Annotated in this window: 19 protein-coding genes; 4 read left to right on the forward strand and 15 right to left on the reverse strand. The window is 52.1% G+C overall.

Annotation, left to right across the window (positions count from 1 at the left end):
• Position 1: 1 nt before the first annotated feature.
• The 5 genes from PAECUDRAFT_RS05465 to PAECUDRAFT_RS05485 form a co-directional block, all read right to left on the reverse strand.
• On the reverse strand, positions 2 to 454 hold the full coding sequence (locus PAECUDRAFT_RS05465; protein WP_006037120.1) for a MarR family winged helix-turn-helix transcriptional regulator: 453 nt from the start codon (positions 452 to 454) through the stop codon (positions 2 to 4).
• Positions 455 to 680: 226 nt separating this feature from the next.
• Positions 681 to 1,247: a GNAT family N-acetyltransferase gene (locus tag PAECUDRAFT_RS05470; RefSeq protein WP_006037121.1), complete on the reverse strand. Its 567-nt coding sequence runs from the start codon at positions 1,245 to 1,247 to the stop codon at positions 681 to 683.
• A 17-nt stretch (positions 1,248 to 1,264) separates the two neighbouring features.
• Positions 1,265 to 2,227 (reverse strand): DUF3895 domain-containing protein, encoded by a 963-nt coding sequence (locus tag PAECUDRAFT_RS05475; RefSeq protein ID WP_006037122.1) that lies wholly within the window; start codon positions 2,225 to 2,227, stop codon positions 1,265 to 1,267.
• A gap of 152 nt (positions 2,228 to 2,379) precedes the next feature.
• Positions 2,380 to 3,849, reverse strand: coding sequence for a DHA2 family efflux MFS transporter permease subunit (locus PAECUDRAFT_RS05480; protein ID WP_006037123.1), 1,470 nt, complete (start codon positions 3,847 to 3,849; stop codon positions 2,380 to 2,382).
• Positions 3,842 to 4,294: a MarR family winged helix-turn-helix transcriptional regulator gene (locus PAECUDRAFT_RS05485; protein ID WP_006037124.1), complete on the reverse strand. Its 453-nt coding sequence runs from the start codon at positions 4,292 to 4,294 to the stop codon at positions 3,842 to 3,844. Before PAECUDRAFT_RS05485 ends, PAECUDRAFT_RS05480 begins: the two co-directional genes overlap by 8 nt.
• 209 nt (positions 4,295 to 4,503) lie before the next feature.
• Here PAECUDRAFT_RS05485 and PAECUDRAFT_RS05490 point away from each other — a divergent pair, with 209 nt between their 5' ends.
• Positions 4,504 to 5,796, forward strand: a complete 1,293-nt coding sequence (locus tag PAECUDRAFT_RS05490; RefSeq protein WP_006037125.1) for a voltage-gated chloride channel family protein — start codon at positions 4,504 to 4,506, stop codon at positions 5,794 to 5,796.
• Positions 5,797 to 5,889: 93 nt separating this feature from the next.
• Here the strand turns inward: PAECUDRAFT_RS05490 and PAECUDRAFT_RS05495 are convergent, their stop codons facing one another.
• From PAECUDRAFT_RS05495 to PAECUDRAFT_RS05515, 5 genes are all read right to left on the reverse strand, one after another.
• A complete protein-coding gene (locus tag PAECUDRAFT_RS05495; RefSeq protein ID WP_006037126.1) occupies positions 5,890 to 6,261 on the reverse strand; it encodes a hypothetical protein in 372 nt (123 codons plus the stop codon).
• Between the two features lie 79 nt (positions 6,262 to 6,340).
• Positions 6,341 to 6,673 carry an ArsR/SmtB family transcription factor gene (locus PAECUDRAFT_RS05500; RefSeq protein ID WP_006037127.1) on the reverse strand — a complete coding sequence of 111 codons (333 nt, stop codon included), beginning with the start codon at positions 6,671 to 6,673 and terminating at the stop codon, positions 6,341 to 6,343.
• A 1-nt stretch (position 6,674) separates the two neighbouring features.
• Positions 6,675 to 7,100, reverse strand: a complete 426-nt coding sequence (locus PAECUDRAFT_RS05505; protein WP_006037128.1) for an SRPBCC family protein — start codon at positions 7,098 to 7,100, stop codon at positions 6,675 to 6,677.
• Between the two features lie 192 nt (positions 7,101 to 7,292).
• Complete coding sequence (locus PAECUDRAFT_RS26290) at positions 7,293 to 7,646, reverse strand: hypothetical protein (protein ID WP_006037129.1); 354 nt, start codon at positions 7,644 to 7,646, stop codon at positions 7,293 to 7,295.
• Positions 7,647 to 7,801: 155 nt separating this feature from the next.
• Positions 7,802 to 8,506, reverse strand: a complete 705-nt coding sequence (locus PAECUDRAFT_RS05515; protein WP_006037130.1) for a hypothetical protein — start codon at positions 8,504 to 8,506, stop codon at positions 7,802 to 7,804.
• A 130-nt stretch (positions 8,507 to 8,636) separates the two neighbouring features.
• On the opposite strand from PAECUDRAFT_RS05515, the gene PAECUDRAFT_RS05520 reads away from it, so the two are divergent.
• Both PAECUDRAFT_RS05520 and PAECUDRAFT_RS05525 read left to right on the forward strand, forming a co-directional pair.
• Positions 8,637 to 9,419 (forward strand): gluconate 2-dehydrogenase subunit 3 family protein, encoded by a 783-nt coding sequence (locus PAECUDRAFT_RS05520; RefSeq protein ID WP_006037131.1) that lies wholly within the window; start codon positions 8,637 to 8,639, stop codon positions 9,417 to 9,419.
• Positions 9,420 to 9,441: 22 nt separating this feature from the next.
• Complete coding sequence (locus PAECUDRAFT_RS05525; protein WP_006037132.1) at positions 9,442 to 11,157, forward strand: GMC family oxidoreductase; 1,716 nt, start codon at positions 9,442 to 9,444, stop codon at positions 11,155 to 11,157.
• A 73-nt stretch (positions 11,158 to 11,230) separates the two neighbouring features.
• Here PAECUDRAFT_RS05525 and PAECUDRAFT_RS05530 read toward each other — a convergent pair whose 3' ends face one another.
• Together PAECUDRAFT_RS05530 and tatC are read right to left on the reverse strand one after the other, a co-directional pair.
• Positions 11,231 to 11,425, reverse strand: a complete 195-nt coding sequence (locus tag PAECUDRAFT_RS05530) for a twin-arginine translocase TatA/TatE family subunit (RefSeq protein ID WP_006037133.1) — start codon at positions 11,423 to 11,425, stop codon at positions 11,231 to 11,233.
• A 29-nt stretch (positions 11,426 to 11,454) separates the two neighbouring features.
• Complete coding sequence (tatC, locus tag PAECUDRAFT_RS05535; protein ID WP_006037134.1) at positions 11,455 to 12,204, reverse strand: twin-arginine translocase subunit TatC; 750 nt, start codon at positions 12,202 to 12,204, stop codon at positions 11,455 to 11,457.
• A 186-nt stretch (positions 12,205 to 12,390) separates the two neighbouring features.
• Here tatC and PAECUDRAFT_RS05540 point away from each other — a divergent pair, with 186 nt between their 5' ends.
• On the forward strand, positions 12,391 to 12,750 hold the full coding sequence (locus PAECUDRAFT_RS05540; protein WP_006037135.1) for a c-type cytochrome: 360 nt from the start codon (positions 12,391 to 12,393) through the stop codon (positions 12,748 to 12,750).
• A 51-nt stretch (positions 12,751 to 12,801) separates the two neighbouring features.
• Here PAECUDRAFT_RS05540 and PAECUDRAFT_RS05545 read toward each other — a convergent pair whose 3' ends face one another.
• From PAECUDRAFT_RS05545 to PAECUDRAFT_RS05555, 3 genes are all read right to left on the reverse strand, one after another.
• Positions 12,802 to 13,893 (reverse strand): M24 family metallopeptidase, encoded by a 1,092-nt coding sequence (locus PAECUDRAFT_RS05545; protein ID WP_006037136.1) that lies wholly within the window; start codon positions 13,891 to 13,893, stop codon positions 12,802 to 12,804.
• Positions 13,890 to 14,948, reverse strand: a complete 1,059-nt coding sequence (locus PAECUDRAFT_RS05550; protein ID WP_006037137.1) for a M42 family metallopeptidase — start codon at positions 14,946 to 14,948, stop codon at positions 13,890 to 13,892. Before PAECUDRAFT_RS05550 ends, PAECUDRAFT_RS05545 begins: the two co-directional genes overlap by 4 nt.
• A gap of 79 nt (positions 14,949 to 15,027) precedes the next feature.
• Positions 15,028 to 16,467 (reverse strand): serine hydrolase domain-containing protein, encoded by a 1,440-nt coding sequence (locus PAECUDRAFT_RS05555; RefSeq protein ID WP_006037138.1) that lies wholly within the window; start codon positions 16,465 to 16,467, stop codon positions 15,028 to 15,030.
• Positions 16,468 to 16,603: the final 136 nt, after the last annotated feature.

Raw genomic sequence — 16,603 nt, forward strand, 5'->3', positions numbered from 1 at the left:
CCTAGTTGTCTTCAATCATGCTGTCAATTTGGGCGGAAATCTTGCTAATTAAACGGATAAGGGTATCATATTCTTCAGTCGTCATGCAGGACTTCACTTCCGCGATGACCTGCTTCTCGATCGGCAGCGTCTCTTGCATCATCTGCCGTCCTTTATCCGTAATATAGACGAGAAACGAACGACGATCCTTCGTGCCTGCTTTTTTATAGATCAAGCCTTTCTCCTCGAGCAGGTCCAATATTCTCGTTGTCGTCGGCTTGTCCTTCCCCGCTCGCTCCGCAATCTCCTTCTGAATCAAGCCGTCCGCCCGATCGATTTGATAAAGAATCGACCATTGCTCGGGCGTAATCTCGTAAGGCTTCAGACGGTTTTGCAGCAATGCCGAGAGCTTACGATAAGTCATACCCGTCATGAAGCCGACCGATCGCTCAAGTCCTTTGTGATCTACAGGCACTCCAACACATCCTTCTGCATATTAAAATAATTGTTATGACAACTATATATCAAGCAACTATATTTGTCAAACATGCGCTTAGGACGGAATGCTGTCAATCCAAACATGACATGCCAGGATGATTGAACCATTTGGGATTATACTACATTTTACAATACGGGAATATATAATCATGCAAAAAAGGCCGCAAATGCTCCAGCCTTGCATCGGTTTATTCAAACATACCCTATAGAAGCTTTTCAAATTTGCTGAAGCCCGTCGCTAACGCAGCGATATAAGATTCCCCAATATACGTGTAGCCCATACGCTGATAGAAGTTGTTTAGAAAAGGATTCGAACGAATGCAATCCAGCCGAATGCGGTCCTGTCCTGGAAAACGAATCCCCCGCTCTGCCCATTTCATCATGTGTTCGCCAAGCTGCAAACCGCTGAAGGCGCGCGATATCGCAAGCCGATGCAAATAAACCGCGCCGTCATGCCCCTCTTCTCCCCACAGCTCGCGGTCCCACGCGCTTGGCTGCGGCAGCAGCATGACCATCCCGGCAAGCGGGTCCGAATGTCTGCGGCTTCTAAAGCCATACACATGCCCGCGCACGATGGCGTCCTGCGTGTTATGCGAATCCTCGCCCTGCAGCAATCCGCTCCACTGCGTTGATCCATTGCGCTTAAACCATTCCGCAGTCTGAATCAGCAGCGACAAGACGTCTTCCGTGTCTGCTTCTCTTGCTTGAAAAGCAACGATATCGTCGGTTACATGCTCGTCTGTGATGAAGGATGGACTGAAATTGATCATGATAACCCTCCTGCTTTTCACTTGCTTGCTGGCTGCTGAATGGCATAGGTCCGATCCTCAGGTCCAACCGTTTCCGGTCGCACCCCGTCTAACGATTCAATATATGAGCATACGCTCAAATAAAGCCTCGGTTTGCCTGTTAGAAATCTAAGATCGCTACCGCCATGCTCGGAGATGAGCAGCTCGCAAATGATGCGGGCGCTCTTCATCCCGCCGCGCAAATAACGTTGGGTCGGCTCTTGCAGCGCATAAGGAAGCTCCCATAGCGGCGGCTCCTGTTGTTTCTGCTGTTTCTGTTGATTCTGATGCTCCTCTACTGCGTCTTGCCATGCAAACAGATCCATCGGCGCTTCGACTGCCTTCACTGGAGCAGCAATCGGCCGCGGCTCCACCTTCGGTGTGCTCCGAACGGATTGCGCGGCAGCGCGAATTTGGCGAAGCCGATTGATTTGGCGCTCTAAGAGCGGCAAGCCAAGTCTCAGATGATCCGCTACGTCATCAGGCAGCCGCTCCATCTGGAGCAGCTCAGGATCCTGCGTCCACCCGCTATTGCGCTTGATTAACAGCTCATCCAGCTCGTAATCGATCGCTTCGAAGCCTTTTTTAATGGCAGATACGACCGAACTGTCGATCGCCAAATGCTCTTTGAGATGCTCGATGCCAAAATGCTTCACCTCGCCCGTTTCTTTATGCTCGACACGATGCTGATATCGAAGCGGCCTGCCGCACTCGCAGCGCAAATCAGGCGAAACCATCCCAGCATCCACATATCCTGTATAAATCCAATCGTTAAGCAGCAGCTCAATCTGAGCAGCATCCGTGTCTTCTGGAATGTGGAAGCCCTTTTGCTTAGCCATCTCGTTCGCGAAAACCGTTCGGCGTCCGCGGATTAACGATTCCGAGATATATTGCTGCTGCTGCTCGCTCAGCGTCTGGACAAGCCGATCACGATCCTCAACTGCTAAAATCAGTTTCCCCACCTGCTCCCTCTGTTAGTCTAATCACCCATGATTAGCTAAAGTATAGCATATTGACGGAAGCCGGTTTGCTGATGGAAGCAGAAATAACTTGTTTCCGAAAAAACCTCCATGCCGCTTCCGGCAATGGAGGTTTTGATCAAGGTCAATTCACTCTAGGCTGGCTCTTTCACTGGCTCTTCATGCGGCTTTACTTTGCGAATAAAGAAGGCGAGAATAAGCGCAACGACCGACATCCATGTTGCCACCACGAACGAATGGTTGATGCCATAAATCGTCGCTTCGTGCACAACGCCAGCCATTTTGGTTTTATCCGAAGGGTCGATGCCGTTCTGTGCTACCAAATGCTTCACTTGAGAAGCGGTTTTATTCGACATGATCGTAACTAGGAACGCCGTACCCAGCGCACCTGCAACGTTACGTAGCGTTTGCGACATCGCAGAGCCATGGGCGTTCAAGCGCTGCGGCAGCTGATTCATACCAGCCGTCTGGATCGGCATCATCAGCATGGACATACCGAACATCCGCAGCGAGTACATGAGAAGCATGTGCATGTACGTCGTGTCCGAAGTCAGGTGACTGAACTCGTAAGTCGTAAATACAGTAATGATCAATCCGACTACCGAAAGCCAACGTGCACCGACTTTATCGAAAATAATGCCGGTAATCGGCGACATGATACCCATCAGGATTGCACCTGGCAAGAGGAGCAAACCAGATTTCAGCGGCGAAAACCCTTGAATTTGCTGCAAATAAATCGGAAGCAGGATCATGCCGGAGAACATCGCCATCGTAATGATCACGTTAATAACGGTCGTCAGCGAGTACATGCTGTATTTGAATACGCGCATCTCGAGGATCGGCTTTGCGACCGTCATTTCCCGCCATACGAACAGGATCAAGGAAAGGCATCCCACGATCAAGCTTGCAATAACCGTTGCGCTGTCCCAGCCATCGCTGCCTGCATCGCTGAAGCCATAGAGCAAGCCGCCGAAGCCAAGCGTCGACAGCACAACGCCTAAATAATCGAGATTCGATTTTGCATTGCGCGTTACGTTTTTCATGGAAATTGCACCGAAGATCAAACCGAACAACGAAATCGGCAGTACGATGTAGAACAGGACACGCCACGAGTGATGCTCAACAACCCATCCAGACAACGTAGGTCCGACTGCCGGCGCGAAGATCATGGCTAGACCCATCATCCCCATTGCTTTCCCGCGCTGTTCGATTGGGAAAATCGTCAAGAACACAATCGACATCAGCGGCATCAGAATGCCTGCGCCTGCTGCTTGTACGATACGACCCGTAAGAAGAATCTCAAATGAGGTCGCTAATGCGCTTATTAACGTACCTGCGGTAAATAAACTAACTGCTGTAATAAACAGTTTGCGCGTCGTAAACCGCTCGATGAGATACGCGCTGATCGGAATCAATACGCCGTTGACGAGCATATAGCCGGTCGACAGCCACTGAGCTGTATTGGCTTCAACGTTCAAATCCTTCATAATGCTTGGCAGCGCTACGTTTAGCAGCGTTTGACTTAGAATGGCAACGAATGCCGCGATTAGTAATGAAGCTACGATTGGCCCTCTTCTGATAACTGCTCCTGCTGAATTACTCATGGTTCTGTCCCTCTTTTGCGTTATTTAGAATAGATACGATTTCTTTATGAATCCGCAATAGCGTCGCATGATCCTCGTCTGATGTCTGTCGTAAAGGAAGCAGCCGCTTTAACCGAGTCTCATACATTTTCTCCCAAAGCAATTTTCCTTCTTCCGTTAATTCCAGCTTCACCGATCTTCGGTCCGTTTCTGATCGTTCGCGAGAAACCCAGCCAGCCTTCACCATCCTGTCAATTACGCCGCTCGATGTGCTGTTCGTCGAGTAAATGAGCTCTGCCAGCTCAGACAAGCCGATGCCAGGACATTGATCCAATGTTTTCAGCACCAAATATTGAACGGGCGTCACGCCATATTGTTGAGCAGCGCTAGACAGCGTATGGTAAAAAGCTTTGTTTACCTCGCGGAATGATGCAAAAACATCATGCACACGCTGAAAATCGCCCATAACGGGACCTCCTCCCCTTATAGTTATTACACAAATAGTTCGTATGCGAATTATATTACTCCTAACGATTCGGTTCGTCAAATTATTTTGTTTCATTGCGCCAAGCTTCATGTGAGGAGGGTTCTGGAATTGACGGATATTGGCACGTCCATTACAATTAGACCATTTGATGCCATCGTGGTAATGTACATGAAGATAAGGGGAAAACCATGAGTCGTAGCGATAAGAAAATAAAGGTAGGATTGGCTTTGAAGTGGCTTATCCTATGTATGCTTATTGGAGCGATGGTCGGTACGGCGTCCTCCCTCTTCCTCTACGGATTGGAGCTCGTAACCGACGCGCGAGTCAGCCATTCGTGGCTGTTATGGCTGCTGCCGGTCGGCGGCGCCTTCATCAGCTGGCTCTATATGAGATACGGAGGCGCAGCAGCCAAAGGAAACAATCTGATCCTTGAGCAATCTTACGAGGCGCCAGAGGTGCGCGTCCCTTTACGGATGGGGCCACTCGTTCTATTAGGCACTTGGATGACTCATTTGCTTGGAGGGTCTGCCGGACGTGAAGGCACGGCTGTCCAGATTGGCGGAAGCTTGGCCGAGCAGGCAGGACGATGGTTTAAGCTGACGCCGCATGAGCGCCGTGTCGTGCTGCTATGCGGCATCAGCAGCGGATTCGGTTCCGTCTTCGGGACGCCGCTCGCAGGAGCCATATTCGGCGTGGAGCTGCTCGCCAAAGGCCGGCTCTGGCGATTTGCAGCATTGCTTCCTTGCCTTCTATCAAGTTTGGCTGCTGATCAGATCACGAAAGCTTGGGGAACGGAGCATTCGCATTATTGGATTGGCATTGTCCCTGCATTATCCTTAGCACTGCTGCTTAAAGTCATTGGCGCTTCCGTCTTATTTGGTCTTGCTGCCCTTATTTTTAGCCAATTGACCCATTTCTTAAAAGCGTGGTTTACGCGCTTGATTCCTTACGCACCAGCTAAGAGCTTTGTTGGCGGCGTGCTAGTTATTGCGCTGGTCTATGCAGCTGGCACCAGACAATATATTGGACTGGGCTTGCCGCTTATCGCCCAATCCTTCCATGAGGCTGCGTCTCCCCTTGCCTTTGCTTGGAAAACGCTGTTCACCTCGCTTACATTAGGCGCAGGCTACCAGGGCGGCGAGGTTACGCCTTTATTCGCGATCGGCGCTTTGCTGGGCAGTGCGTTGGCTGGGCTCTTGCATGTATCCATACCATTGTTAGCCGCCGTGGGATTGATAAGTGTGTTTAGCGGCGCCGCCAATACGCCATTCGCATGCTTCGTCATGGGGCTGGAGCTGTTCGGCGTTGACGGCGCGATCTATCTGTTCATCGGCTGCATCGTCGCATGGATTTGCTCGCTTCACACCGGTATTTACACATCGCAGCGAATCGGCGGAATCAAAGCCCGCCTAATGCGAATGCCTGAACAGCAGACCATCGGCGGAGCAAAGCTTCGACTTATACGCAATAAGCGCGTGTAACCGATCATACAAGAAAAGGACAGCTCCGTTGGTCATGATATGACCTCGGAGCTGTCCTTTTTTGTTTCTCTCGCCAACCCGTAACGCGATCCGTTAGCCTTCCAGCGGGATCCGATAGGAGGAACGATGCTCGACGATATGCTCGCCTTGGTTAAATACCCAGTTAAACTCAAACGTATGTCCCTCGTAGCCGGTCCGCTTGCGGATATCCGGCACGATCACGTCGCCCAGATTCGTCCGAATGGTCTGCTCAATTGTGTTTAAGCGCTCTTCGTTCGCGATCCGCTGTTGCTCGGCCTCTGCTTCATTAGCAGCCGTTTGCATGAAATACGCAAAAGCAATCTCATCCTCAGGCAGTGTCAGCACTTCCAGCATGCCTGAACCGCGGAACACTTCCTTGACTGTGTCCAGCCAATCCTTATACAAATTGATGGACACTTCATAGGCTTGCATTTCGCTGCTCATGACCCAATCTCTCCCTTACGTACAGTTCGTATTCACCAGCATAATACGAGAAGGGATCATAAGGCAACTGCTTTCGCGGTCAATTCTCGTCCTGCTCCACGAACCGCTTGAGGGCAAGCAGCTTGTTTTCCCAGAATCGCTCATAATAAGATAACCAGCGTTTCAATTCCAGCAGCGGTTCCGGCTCCAGCTTATAGCGGGTTTCGCGTCCGACCTTCCGTTCCTTTAACAGCCCCGCATCCGTCAAAATGCGAAGATGCTTCGATACGGCTGTCCTTGTCATAGGGAAGTAGCCCGAAATCGTTGTCACTGGCATCTCTTGATCGCCTAGAAGCTGGAGAAGCTGACGTCTCGTCGGATCCGCTATCGCGTGAAAAACATCCGGTTTCTCTGATGCTGAACCTTGGGCCATATTAGCCTTGCACGTAGCCGCTAAGCTTCTTAACCAATCCGACCCAACCGCCATTCATGCGATCGCGCACGATCGCATGCGGCTCGCCAAACTCCGTAACGCCTTCCGCGCTCCATCCGCTATGCGTTAGCGTAAACTCCGTCTGATCGCCTTGCGCGACGAGCTGGAAACGAAGCGTCCAATCTCTTCCCCACGTAAACGCCAATCCGTTAGGCGGATCGATCTCCGTCACTTTGCACGGGGAGTTGCCCCACTGTCCCGCGTTCAATTCAAATTCAAAGCCTACAATCGGCTGAAAATTGTTCGGCATAAACCATGCGCCTATTCCTTCCGCCGTTGCTACCGCGTTCCACACTTTGTCGATCGGTGCGTTCAATACGATGGTTTGTACGATATCAGGCAATTGGTTAACAGTCTGTTGATCCATGGATAAAGTCTCCTGTCACGATAAATTGTGAAACCATTTGGTTTCATATCGGAGTATATGACACCGTATGGTTTCGTGTCAATTCCTACTTTTATCCTGTCCACTTCCTTGTGAAGGAATGCAAAAAAACCCTTCCCTCACAAGGAGAAGAAGAGCTTGCCGTGCATTAGATTTATTTATGATGATCGATAATTACTCGATGTTATCCAAATTGCTAATAACGAAACCGAAAATAACGACAAATAAAATAATATATAGGCCAATGCCGATTGCCGCCAAAATGAGCGATGCTTTGGCATAATTGGCTTTATTCGGATTCGTGTTGCTGCCAAAGCCCCAGACGAATAGCATGATGATGTTCACGATCGGAATCATGAGAATGAAATTGGTTAACAGCCAGTTTTTGACCGTCATCACTTCAGCAACGTTCGGCTGGTTGCCATAATTGCCGTTATTGCCATTGTAATATGGCCCGTTATTATTACTGTTGTTGCTGCCATTTCCATAGAATTGCGGCTGTTGATTGTAGTTACCGTTCTCGTTCATTCGTAATGCCCCCTGTATGTAGTTGGATAATCGAATATCCCTTTATAGTATAAATATTATTTTCCAATAAATCCATAATAATATGTTCATAGCAACAAAAAACTTCCGCGCAAGCAACCACGGAAGCTCTTTGTCCTCGCCTTCAAGTGCACGCCTTATTTCCCAGCCAACTCCAATAACGTTCGAATCCCCTTCGCGATTTCTTTAGGAGAAGCGCCATCTGACGTGTCGCGATGAAGCTTGCTAATCACCTTGACTGCTTCGGATGATTCGACAGTCAGCACCTTTGTTTTCACGCCAAGAATCGTTTGGATGGCTGACGATGCTTGCGCCATATTGGTGGCGGATGCTTGCTGAAGGGACGATTCACCGACGGAATCGACTCGGCTATTGCGTTCGTTCCCCTGCCCTACGCCGCCGCTTAATACTTTCTGTTGGAGCGGATCGTAGCGGGAGGCCGAGGAAACCGATTTGTCCGAAGCTACGATGACAAGATCATCTACGACGAACACTTTGACACCCTGAATGCCTTCCCCGCTTAACCGCGATTCCAGATGAGATGAGAATCCGCCGCTGTGCAGCCCCGAGCTGCCAATTCTGCTGTACACATTCGTGCCTAACCCGTAGGTTGTATGCCCGATACTGTTCGTTGTCAGCTGCTTCTCTCGGTCAGCGCTTGGTATGAGATAAGAATCATGCTGCTGCATTTGGATCGGGTGCAAATGGTCGGGGCTCGTTGATTTCGTCGTTAATCGTGGAAGCTCCTCTTGCTTATAGTGCGCCCCGCAGCCTGTCAAAACGACTGCAGCCGTTAATCCCGCCAATGCTGCTTTGGCAGCGAATCTGAACCGATGTGTCACGCTCATTCCTCCGATCAATCATGTACAGAATGTAGGTCTTCCTCTAGGGTGGCACCGCATACCGGAATGTATAAATGAAACACCGTGGAAAATACTATCACGGAATACGAATTACTGGAGGTGGACTGTGATGCGAGACAATAATGGAAAGCGCCCACCAGCGGTTGTAAAAGAGCCCTCCCGGCGCCAATTCCTCGTTAATTCCGGGTTTGCGCTCGGTGGCGTCGTCGTCGGCGGCGCGATTGGCGCGCTCGTCGGGCGCAAGGACACGAATGAAACGGAGAAAACGCCCGTAACCGACAATACGGAGACGAAACCGGCCGCTCCAGCCAATTTTAACCGGGCACTTATGTTTTTCACACCAGAGCAATTCGCGATCGTGAATGCAGCAACGGAACGAATTTTCCCAGCCGATGAGAATGGCGCAGGAGCAAGCGCGCTAGGCGTTGCCTTCTTTATCGATCACCAGCTTGCTGGCGATTATGGCTTTAACTCCCGCGAATATATGTCCCCTCCTTTCTTCCAAGGGGAGAAAGTACAGGGTTACCAAGGCCGGTTAAAACGCCGCGAAATTTATGAAATCGGCATCCGGGAGCTGAACAATTACAGCCAGACGAAGCTGCAAAAGAAATTCGTTGAGCTAACGCCCGAAGAGCAGGACACGGTATTGAAAGCGTTCGAGGCCGATGAGCCGCAAATTACGACCATTTCGCCGAGCGGCTTCTTCCGCATGCTGCGTGCGAATACGCTGGAAGGCGCATATAGCGATCCGTTATATGGCGGCAATGCGAACATGGAAGGCTGGCGCATGCGCAACTATCCGGGCAATCAGATGAGCTATGCCGCGATCATCGAGAAACCGTTCGTCGCGATGGAGCCCGTGAGCTTGCAAGAGCATATGTCATCTCATTAATCGAAGGAGGCAGGCAGATTCGATGGCCAAAACATTGCCAAAAACAGATGTCGTTATCGTTGGCGTCGGCTGGGCGGGCGGCATCATTGCCGCAGAGTTGACCAAAGGCGGCTTGAACGTCGTCGGCCTTGAGAGAGGCCGCGAGCGAAAAACTGAAGATTACTATATGGTTCATGACGAGCTCCGCTACGGCTCTCGCTATGATTTAATGCAAGACTTGTCCAAAGAAACGATCACGTTTCGCAGTACCGAGAAGATCCGGGCGCTTCCGATGCGGCAATACGGCTCCTTCCTGCTTGGCGAGGGCCTCGGCGGCTCCGGCGTTCATTGGAATGGCCAGACGTTTCGGTTTCTCCCGTACGATTTTGAAATCCGCAGCAAAACGATTGAACGGTATGGCAAAAACAAAATACCGGCCGACATGTCCATTCAAGATTGGGGCATTACGTATGATCAGCTAGAACCGTACTACGATAAATTCGAGAAGACGGCCGGCATTTCAGGCGAGACGAATCCGCTGGGCGGCAAACGTTCGGCAGACTATCCAACGCCGCCAATGCTCAAGACGCCAGCGATTACCAAATTTATTGATGCTGCCAGCAAGCTTAACCTTCATCCGTATATGATGCCTTCAGCGAATCTATCGCAAACGTATACGAACCCCGATGGCGTCAGCCGCGCGGCTTGCCAATATTGCGGCTATTGCGAACGCTTCGGCTGCGAGTACGGCGCCAAAGCCGACCCGGTCGTGACGGTCATCCCTGTCGCCAATAAAACCGGCAAATTCGAAATCCGGACGCACTCGAATGTGCGGCGCATTTTACATAAGGGCGGCAAAGCAACAGGCGTTCTTTACACAGACGTCACGACTGGCGAAGAGATCGAACAGCCTGCCGACATCGTCGTCGTCACGAGCTACGTGTTCAACAATGTGCGGCTCCTTCTGCAATCGGGCATCGGCAAGCCGTATAACCCGGCTACAGGAACCGGCGTAATCGGCAAAAACTACGCGTACCAGGTTATTAAAGGGAATGCGGCAGGCTTCTTCGAGGAAGAGCAGTTCAACAACTTCGCGGGTGCGGGATCGCTCGGCGTTAATCTAGACGATTACAACGGCGACAATTTTGACCATTCCGATCTCAAATTTATTCATGGCGGCTCGATCTCGTTGTCCCAAACCGGCCAACGTCCGATCGCCAACAATCCCGTTCCGCCGGATTCGCCGTCGTGGGGCTCCGATTTCAAGAAAAACTCGCTAAAATATGCAAACCGCGTACTTGCTGTCGGCGGGCAAGGCTCGTCCATGTCGTTTAAGCATCATTTTCTCGATTTGGACCCGACGTTCAAGGATGCGTTCGGCGATCCGCTCATCCGGATCACCTTCGATTTTGAGGAGCAGGATCGTCAGCTCGCTGTATTTCTAGCGAATAAAAGCGCCGAAATCGTGAAACAAATGGGCGCGAAGACGATTAACCAGCTGAAGGAGCTCGGCCCGTACGAGATTACAACGTATCAGTCGACGCACAATACAGGCGGTGTTATCATTGGCGCCTCACCCGATACGTCCGCTGTTAACTCGTATTGCCAGATGTGGGACATGGATAATGTTTTCGTCGTTGGCGCAAGCGCATTCCCGCATAACTCCGGGTACAACCCGACCGGAACGGTCGGCGCGCTGGCTTATCGCACGGCGGAAGGCATTATGACCTACCGAAACAAAGGCGGATTGCTTGTGTAACGAAAAAGAGATTCCCCTCCCAACCGCGAGCAATCGGTTGAGCGGCGAATCTCTTTTTTTTGCGCGTAAGCGGCTAAGGCAGCAGCTTCGAATCTTCCTTCTTGACGTCAATCACGTCATCATCGGCAATTCCTTTAGTCGAATTGCGGAACTCACGCAGCGTATCGCCGAAGGCGCGGCCAAGCTGCGGAAGCTTCGCTGGCCCGAAGACGATTAAAGCGATGGCAAATATAATAATTAACCCGGATACGCCAATATTGTTGAACATGTGAGTTGTCCTTCCTTCCTGCGAAACGATTATTGTGGACTTGGCATGAGCGATTGTCTGCGTTTGCCGTAAGCGCGTGACGAGACGAATACGCCGGACTCATACAACAAAAGAAGCGGAATCGTCACCGACAAATGCGACACAAAATCAGGCGGCGAAATACAGGAGCCTACGACTGCTAATGCAACATAAGCGTATTTGCGAGACGTTCGAAGCTTCTCTGGCGTCAGCAGGCCGATTCGTGTCATAAACAAGATCACTAATGGCATCTCAAACGCAATGCCGAGCGGGAAAATCACATTAAACATAAACCCGAAATATTTGTCGATCCCGTACGTCTCCACCGCTCCAACGCTTACATTCATGCGCTGCATGAACCGCAGCATCATCGGAAATACGACGAAATAGCTAAACGAGATGCCGCCCACAAACAGCGCGAAGGACGCCGGGATGTACGAAAGCGTGCCTTTCGCTTCCGTTTCCGTCAGCCCGGGCCGCGCGAATGCCCAAGCTTGGTAAAGAACAAGCGGCAGCGTGAGAATGACAGCGAACAGGAATGCGCAGCGCAAGTACACGAACAATCCATCCGTGAACGAGAAGACGTTCCATTCCACGCCTCTTGCCGCTGGCTGGGCTTTCAAATACCGTAGAAGGCTTGGAGACAAATATAAGCCGACGCACAGCGTCACCACGAACACGCTAAAGGTGACAATTAATCTGCGCCTAAGTTCCGTCAAATGCTTGATTAAATCCTCTTGCCGGCGGTCGTGATCGGACATGTCCTCCCTCTCCTGCTCTTGCTGGAATACCGGCATATTGCCAGTTGAGTATAGGATATCCAGCAGTATCGCTGTTATGCGTGATCACATGGAATCGCCCGAATAAGGAATGTTTTTCAGGACAACCTACGGAAGAATGACATCCATTCAAGCCATTCCATGGGCTTACCTCTAGGAGGGTCGAATATGACGATGAAAAAGATGGCGATCGCCGCCCTCGTGCTGCTGATGATCGCCGTTGTTGCCGCATGCGGCAAAAGCGACAAGGATGAGACGCCCAGCACGCCGGATACGACGCAAACCGAGGGCGGCGAAACGACCGCAGCCGACGCCGAGAAGGTGTATCAAGCCAATTGCATCGGCTGCCATGCGACGGACCTAGCCGGCGGCGTAGGGCCCAACCTGCAGAAGGTTGGCGGCAAGCTGTCGCAGGATGAGATCAAAACGACGATCACGAACGGTCGCGGCGGCATGCCATCGTTTAAGGATAAGCTGTCCGATGCGGAGATTACGGCACTTAGCAGTTGGCTTGCTGGGCATAAGTAAATAGGCGATAAAAAAACGGCGATGCAGAAATAAAATTCTGCATCGCCGTTTTTAACCAATTACAGTGAGCGCCTTCGGGAATGTCGTCAGCGATTCCGGACCATTCGCCGTAACCAGAACATCATCCTCGATTCGCACCCCGCCTATGCCAGGCAAATAAATGCCCGGCTCCACGGTTACGACCATCCCCTCGCGCAGCAAATCCTCATTCGCGCCATGCAAAGATGGATACTCGTGAATATCCAAACCTATCCCATGCCCCAGCCGATGGGTGAAGAGCTCGCCATAGCCTTGGCCCTCAATATGCCGCCTTGCGGCTCGATCCGCGGAAGACATCGCTTTGCCCGGCAGCAGCGCTTCGATCCCGATCCGGTTCGCTTCGAGCACAGTATCATAAATTCGCTTGAGCTCTTCGGAAATATCGCCCACAGCGAACGTTCGCGTAATATCCGACACGTAACCTTCTGCATAAACACCCATATCAAACAGCAACAGCTCGCCTGCTTGAACTTGCCGAAGTCCCGGCGATCCATGCGGCAATGCCGACTTCTCGCCCGCTAATACGGTAGTGTCGAATGACGGGCCTTCCGCCCCCAGCTTTCTCATCCGGTAGTCGATATCCGCAGCAAGCTCCAGCTCCGTCACGCCGGGCTTCACAAGCGGCAGCGTATCGGCAAGCACCTGCTCAATCAGCTTGACCGCATGACGAATTCGGTCGATTTCGTCTTCACTTTTGACTGCGCGCATGGCCGTCAAGAACGCATCCATTCCGGTCAAATTCGCCGAAGGCAGCGCGGCGAGCAGCCGCTCATATCGCGTGACGGTCATGCTCTCCTTCTCAATCGCGACTAGCCCGCTCGCGTGCGCCCCAATCACAGAAGCCAATACCGCATACGCATCATCCGTATCGCGATGCGAATGAATCGCATCAACCGCTTGCGCGGCTTCCGCGCCCGCGCGATCAAGCTCTGGCACAAGCAGCGCTGTCCGCCCGCTGGAGGTTACGATCAACGCCAGCAGCCGTTCGTGCGGTTCGCAGCGGAAGCCGCTTAGATAATAGACATGCTTCGGATTCGTTACGAGCGCAGCCTGCCAGCCTTGCTTCTCCGCCTCTTCCATCAGCCGCTTCAAACGAGCGTTCATTCAATCACCTCCACAATATAAGCGAGCAGCAGCGCTGCCGTACTGACGATCGCATCGGCATGCGTCCGCTCCATGCCATGCGAGGCATGGACGCCCGGACCGACAAGAGCAGCTCGAATATTGCTGCCGCCACGCAGCGCTGCGGAGGCATCCGAGCCGTAGAAGGGATAGATGTCGACGGCGAAAGGGATCGATTCCCGCTTCGCCAAGTCGATCAGCTTCGTCGTCATCCCATAATCATAAGGGCCGGAGGAGTCTTTGGCGCAGATCGATACGTCATGCTCCGTCGTGGACAAATCATCGCCGATCGCACCCATGTCAACGGCGATCAGCTCCGTAATATCAGCCGGAACAAACGCGTTGCCATGACCGACCTCCTCATACGTTGAGATGATCATATGAACTGTTCGCTCTGGTGTACGCCGTTCTCGCTTCAGCCATTCGAGCATGCCGAACAACGCTGCCACGCTTGCTTTGTCGTCCAGATGCCGTGATTTGACCCAGCCATTCGGAAACATGCGGACGCGCGGATCCCACGAAATAAAATCGCCTGGAGCGATGCCCAGCTTCTCCGTATCCGCTTTGGATTCGACCATCTCATCGATCCGAATATGCATATTCGCTTCGTCCCGTTTCCACTCGCGAGCATCGGCATAAACATGAACGGAAGGTTTAGTCGACAAAACCGTTCCTTCATATTGACTGCCGTCTCTCGTATGGATTGTACAATACTCGCCTTCTACCGTTTGCATCGCATAACCGCCGATTGGAGAGAAACGAATCGAACCGTCTCCTTTAATCGAACGAACCATCGCGCCTAGCGTATCGACATGCGCCGTCAGCGCAATGGCCTCTCCGCTCTTTTTGCCAGGTATCGTGATGATGCCATTCCCTTTGGGCGTACGTTCGACGGGATAGCCCAGCCTTCCCGCCTCCCGTTCAATCAGCCCCATAATCGACATGCAAAATCCGCTTGGGCTTGGCGTCTCCAGCAGCTGCTTCAGCCAATCGAGCATATACATGCGGTCAAGCTTCGGCGAAAGCATGTTTCCCATCGTTCATTCCTCCTTTCTATTACAGTTAGTGTGGCTTTACATGGCTGGCCGTAATCACCTGACCATTCCGATCCGGCCGTTAGCCCTCTTGTCCTAGGAAGGTTAGATTCTCATCGAGCCAGTTGCCGGTAGGCCAAGCCAGGTTACGCTTCATGGTCACCTCGATGGCCGAGCCTGTTAATTTGATCGCTACATGGCGATTGAATGGCGTCTGCACTTCATATTGCAGCAAAGAAAGCACGCCCTCGCTCGTCCAGCCAGCTAATCCGGCCAAGCGATCCATGCCGGATCCTTCATGCGCCCATTCGCCAAATCCATACGTTTGCTGAATGGAATGTCCGTCTTGCTCAATCGTCACTACAAGCTTTCCTTGCTGCTCCTGCAACGAGATCGATGCCCAGCCTGCCGGATTAGCCGACAAATGGAATGTGCGGCCGTACCACAAACCGTCTGCTGGCGGCTTAATCGATAACAGCTGCGGCTCGCCGAGCTTCAGCGCCGAGACGCGGGCTTCCAACGCTTGCAGATCGCTTGTTTGCTGAACGATAGGCTGCCCGGAATCCGCTAGAGCCGGAAGGATATGGTTCCAAATCGCGTTCAGCACCTCCTGCTCCCGCCATTCGGCGCAATTCACTGCAACAAGCGTATTGTGCTGCGGGATGATGACGCATTTTTGCGTGAAGAGCCCTGCAAAACGGTAAGAGCCGAAGCGGCAGCGCCACAGCTGATAGCCATATCCTGTCGACCAATCTGAATCCTGCTCCGTACCGTTCGGCACCTGCAGCGCAGCCGACGCTTCGATCCAGCTTTCGTCCAACAGCCTGCGACCTTCCCACATTCCCTTCTGAAGATAGAGAAGCCCCAGCTTGGCTACGTCTTCCAGCCGCAAGCAAAGCCCCCAGCCTCCCGCAACGTTTCCTTCCGGAAGCGTCTTCCAGTAGTCGACTTGAATGCCCAGCGGTTCAAAAATACGCGGCGCCAAATACTGCTCCATCCGCTGGCCCGTTACCTTCTCGACGATAAGGCCCAGCATATGCGTCGCGCCGCTGCTGTATGTAAAATGCTCGCCTGGCGCGTAATCCAGCGGTTCATGCAGGAACGCTCGGATCCAGTCTCGCCCTTCTTGAATAGCGGCTTCCGTCGGATCGCCGCTGTGCCCGCTTGCCATTGCAAGCAAATCGCGCACACGCATGGCAAGCAGCCGCTCGGACGGCTGCTCAGGCAGCTCCCCCGGGAAATAGGCAGCGACCTTGTCCTCGACAGTCAATCGACCCTCTTGTACGGCGAGGCCGACAGCCGTCGACGTAAAGCTTTTTGTAATCGAAAAAATAAGATGAGGGATGTCTGCGCCGTACGGCTCCCACCAGCCCTCTGCCGCTACTTGACCGTCTCGTACGATCATAAAGCTATGAACTTCTAACGCTTGCTGCTCCAGCTCATCCAAAAACGCATGGATCGATTCACTAGGCAGGCCTACGCTCTCAGGTGTCGTGCGCGGAAGCGGTTTTAAAATTGGCATATGTATGTTCCTCCAATACCCATTAGTCAATCTCCTCTTCTATTTTAATAGCGTTTTCAACCGAATACTATCTTTATCCGCGACAGCGAGAGCCTCCTTTTCGCCGCAAAATGTCCGTATTTTACATATTGACAAA

This window comes from Paenibacillus curdlanolyticus YK9 (assembly GCF_000179615.1).
Taxonomy (GTDB): Bacteria; Bacillota; Bacilli; order Paenibacillales; family Paenibacillaceae; genus Paenibacillus_T; species Paenibacillus_T curdlanolyticus.

What these genes read in the sequence shown, in the direction of transcription:
- PAECUDRAFT_RS05545 (WP_006037136.1), bottom strand. Translation starts at nt 13,893, where the DNA reads ATGAACGCTCGTTTGAAGCGGCTGATGGAAGAGGCGGAGAAGCAAGGC.
- PAECUDRAFT_RS05505 (WP_006037128.1), bottom strand. Translation starts at nt 7,100, where the DNA reads ATGGATCAACAGACTGTTAACCAATTGCCTGATATCGTACAAACCATC.
- PAECUDRAFT_RS05555 (WP_006037138.1), bottom strand. Translation starts at nt 16,467, where the DNA reads ATGCCAATTTTAAAACCGCTTCCGCGCACGACACCTGAGAGCGTAGGC.
- PAECUDRAFT_RS26290 (WP_006037129.1), bottom strand. Translation starts at nt 7,646, where the DNA reads ATGAACGAGAACGGTAACTACAATCAACAGCCGCAATTCTATGGAAAT.
- PAECUDRAFT_RS05530 (WP_006037133.1), bottom strand. Translation starts at nt 11,425, where the DNA reads ATGTTCAACAATATTGGCGTATCCGGGTTAATTATTATATTTGCCATC.
- tatC (WP_006037134.1), bottom strand. Translation starts at nt 12,204, where the DNA reads ATGTCCGATCACGACCGCCGGCAAGAGGATTTAATCAAGCATTTGACG.
- PAECUDRAFT_RS05485 (WP_006037124.1), bottom strand. Translation starts at nt 4,294, where the DNA reads ATGGGCGATTTTCAGCGTGTGCATGATGTTTTTGCATCATTCCGCGAG.
- PAECUDRAFT_RS05550 (WP_006037137.1), bottom strand. Translation starts at nt 14,948, where the DNA reads ATGGGAAACATGCTTTCGCCGAAGCTTGACCGCATGTATATGCTCGAT.
- PAECUDRAFT_RS05495 (WP_006037126.1), bottom strand. Translation starts at nt 6,261, where the DNA reads ATGAGCAGCGAAATGCAAGCCTATGAAGTGTCCATCAATTTGTATAAG.
- PAECUDRAFT_RS05480 (WP_006037123.1), bottom strand. Translation starts at nt 3,849, where the DNA reads ATGAGTAATTCAGCAGGAGCAGTTATCAGAAGAGGGCCAATCGTAGCT.
- PAECUDRAFT_RS05540 (WP_006037135.1), top strand. Translation starts at nt 12,391, where the DNA reads ATGACGATGAAAAAGATGGCGATCGCCGCCCTCGTGCTGCTGATGATC.
- PAECUDRAFT_RS05520 (WP_006037131.1), top strand. Translation starts at nt 8,637, where the DNA reads ATGCGAGACAATAATGGAAAGCGCCCACCAGCGGTTGTAAAAGAGCCC.
- PAECUDRAFT_RS05500 (WP_006037127.1), bottom strand. Translation starts at nt 6,673, where the DNA reads ATGGCCCAAGGTTCAGCATCAGAGAAACCGGATGTTTTTCACGCGATA.
- PAECUDRAFT_RS05525 (WP_006037132.1), top strand. Translation starts at nt 9,442, where the DNA reads ATGGCCAAAACATTGCCAAAAACAGATGTCGTTATCGTTGGCGTCGGC.
- PAECUDRAFT_RS05470 (WP_006037121.1), bottom strand. Translation starts at nt 1,247, where the DNA reads ATGATCAATTTCAGTCCATCCTTCATCACAGACGAGCATGTAACCGAC.
- PAECUDRAFT_RS05490 (WP_006037125.1), top strand. Translation starts at nt 4,504, where the DNA reads ATGAGTCGTAGCGATAAGAAAATAAAGGTAGGATTGGCTTTGAAGTGG.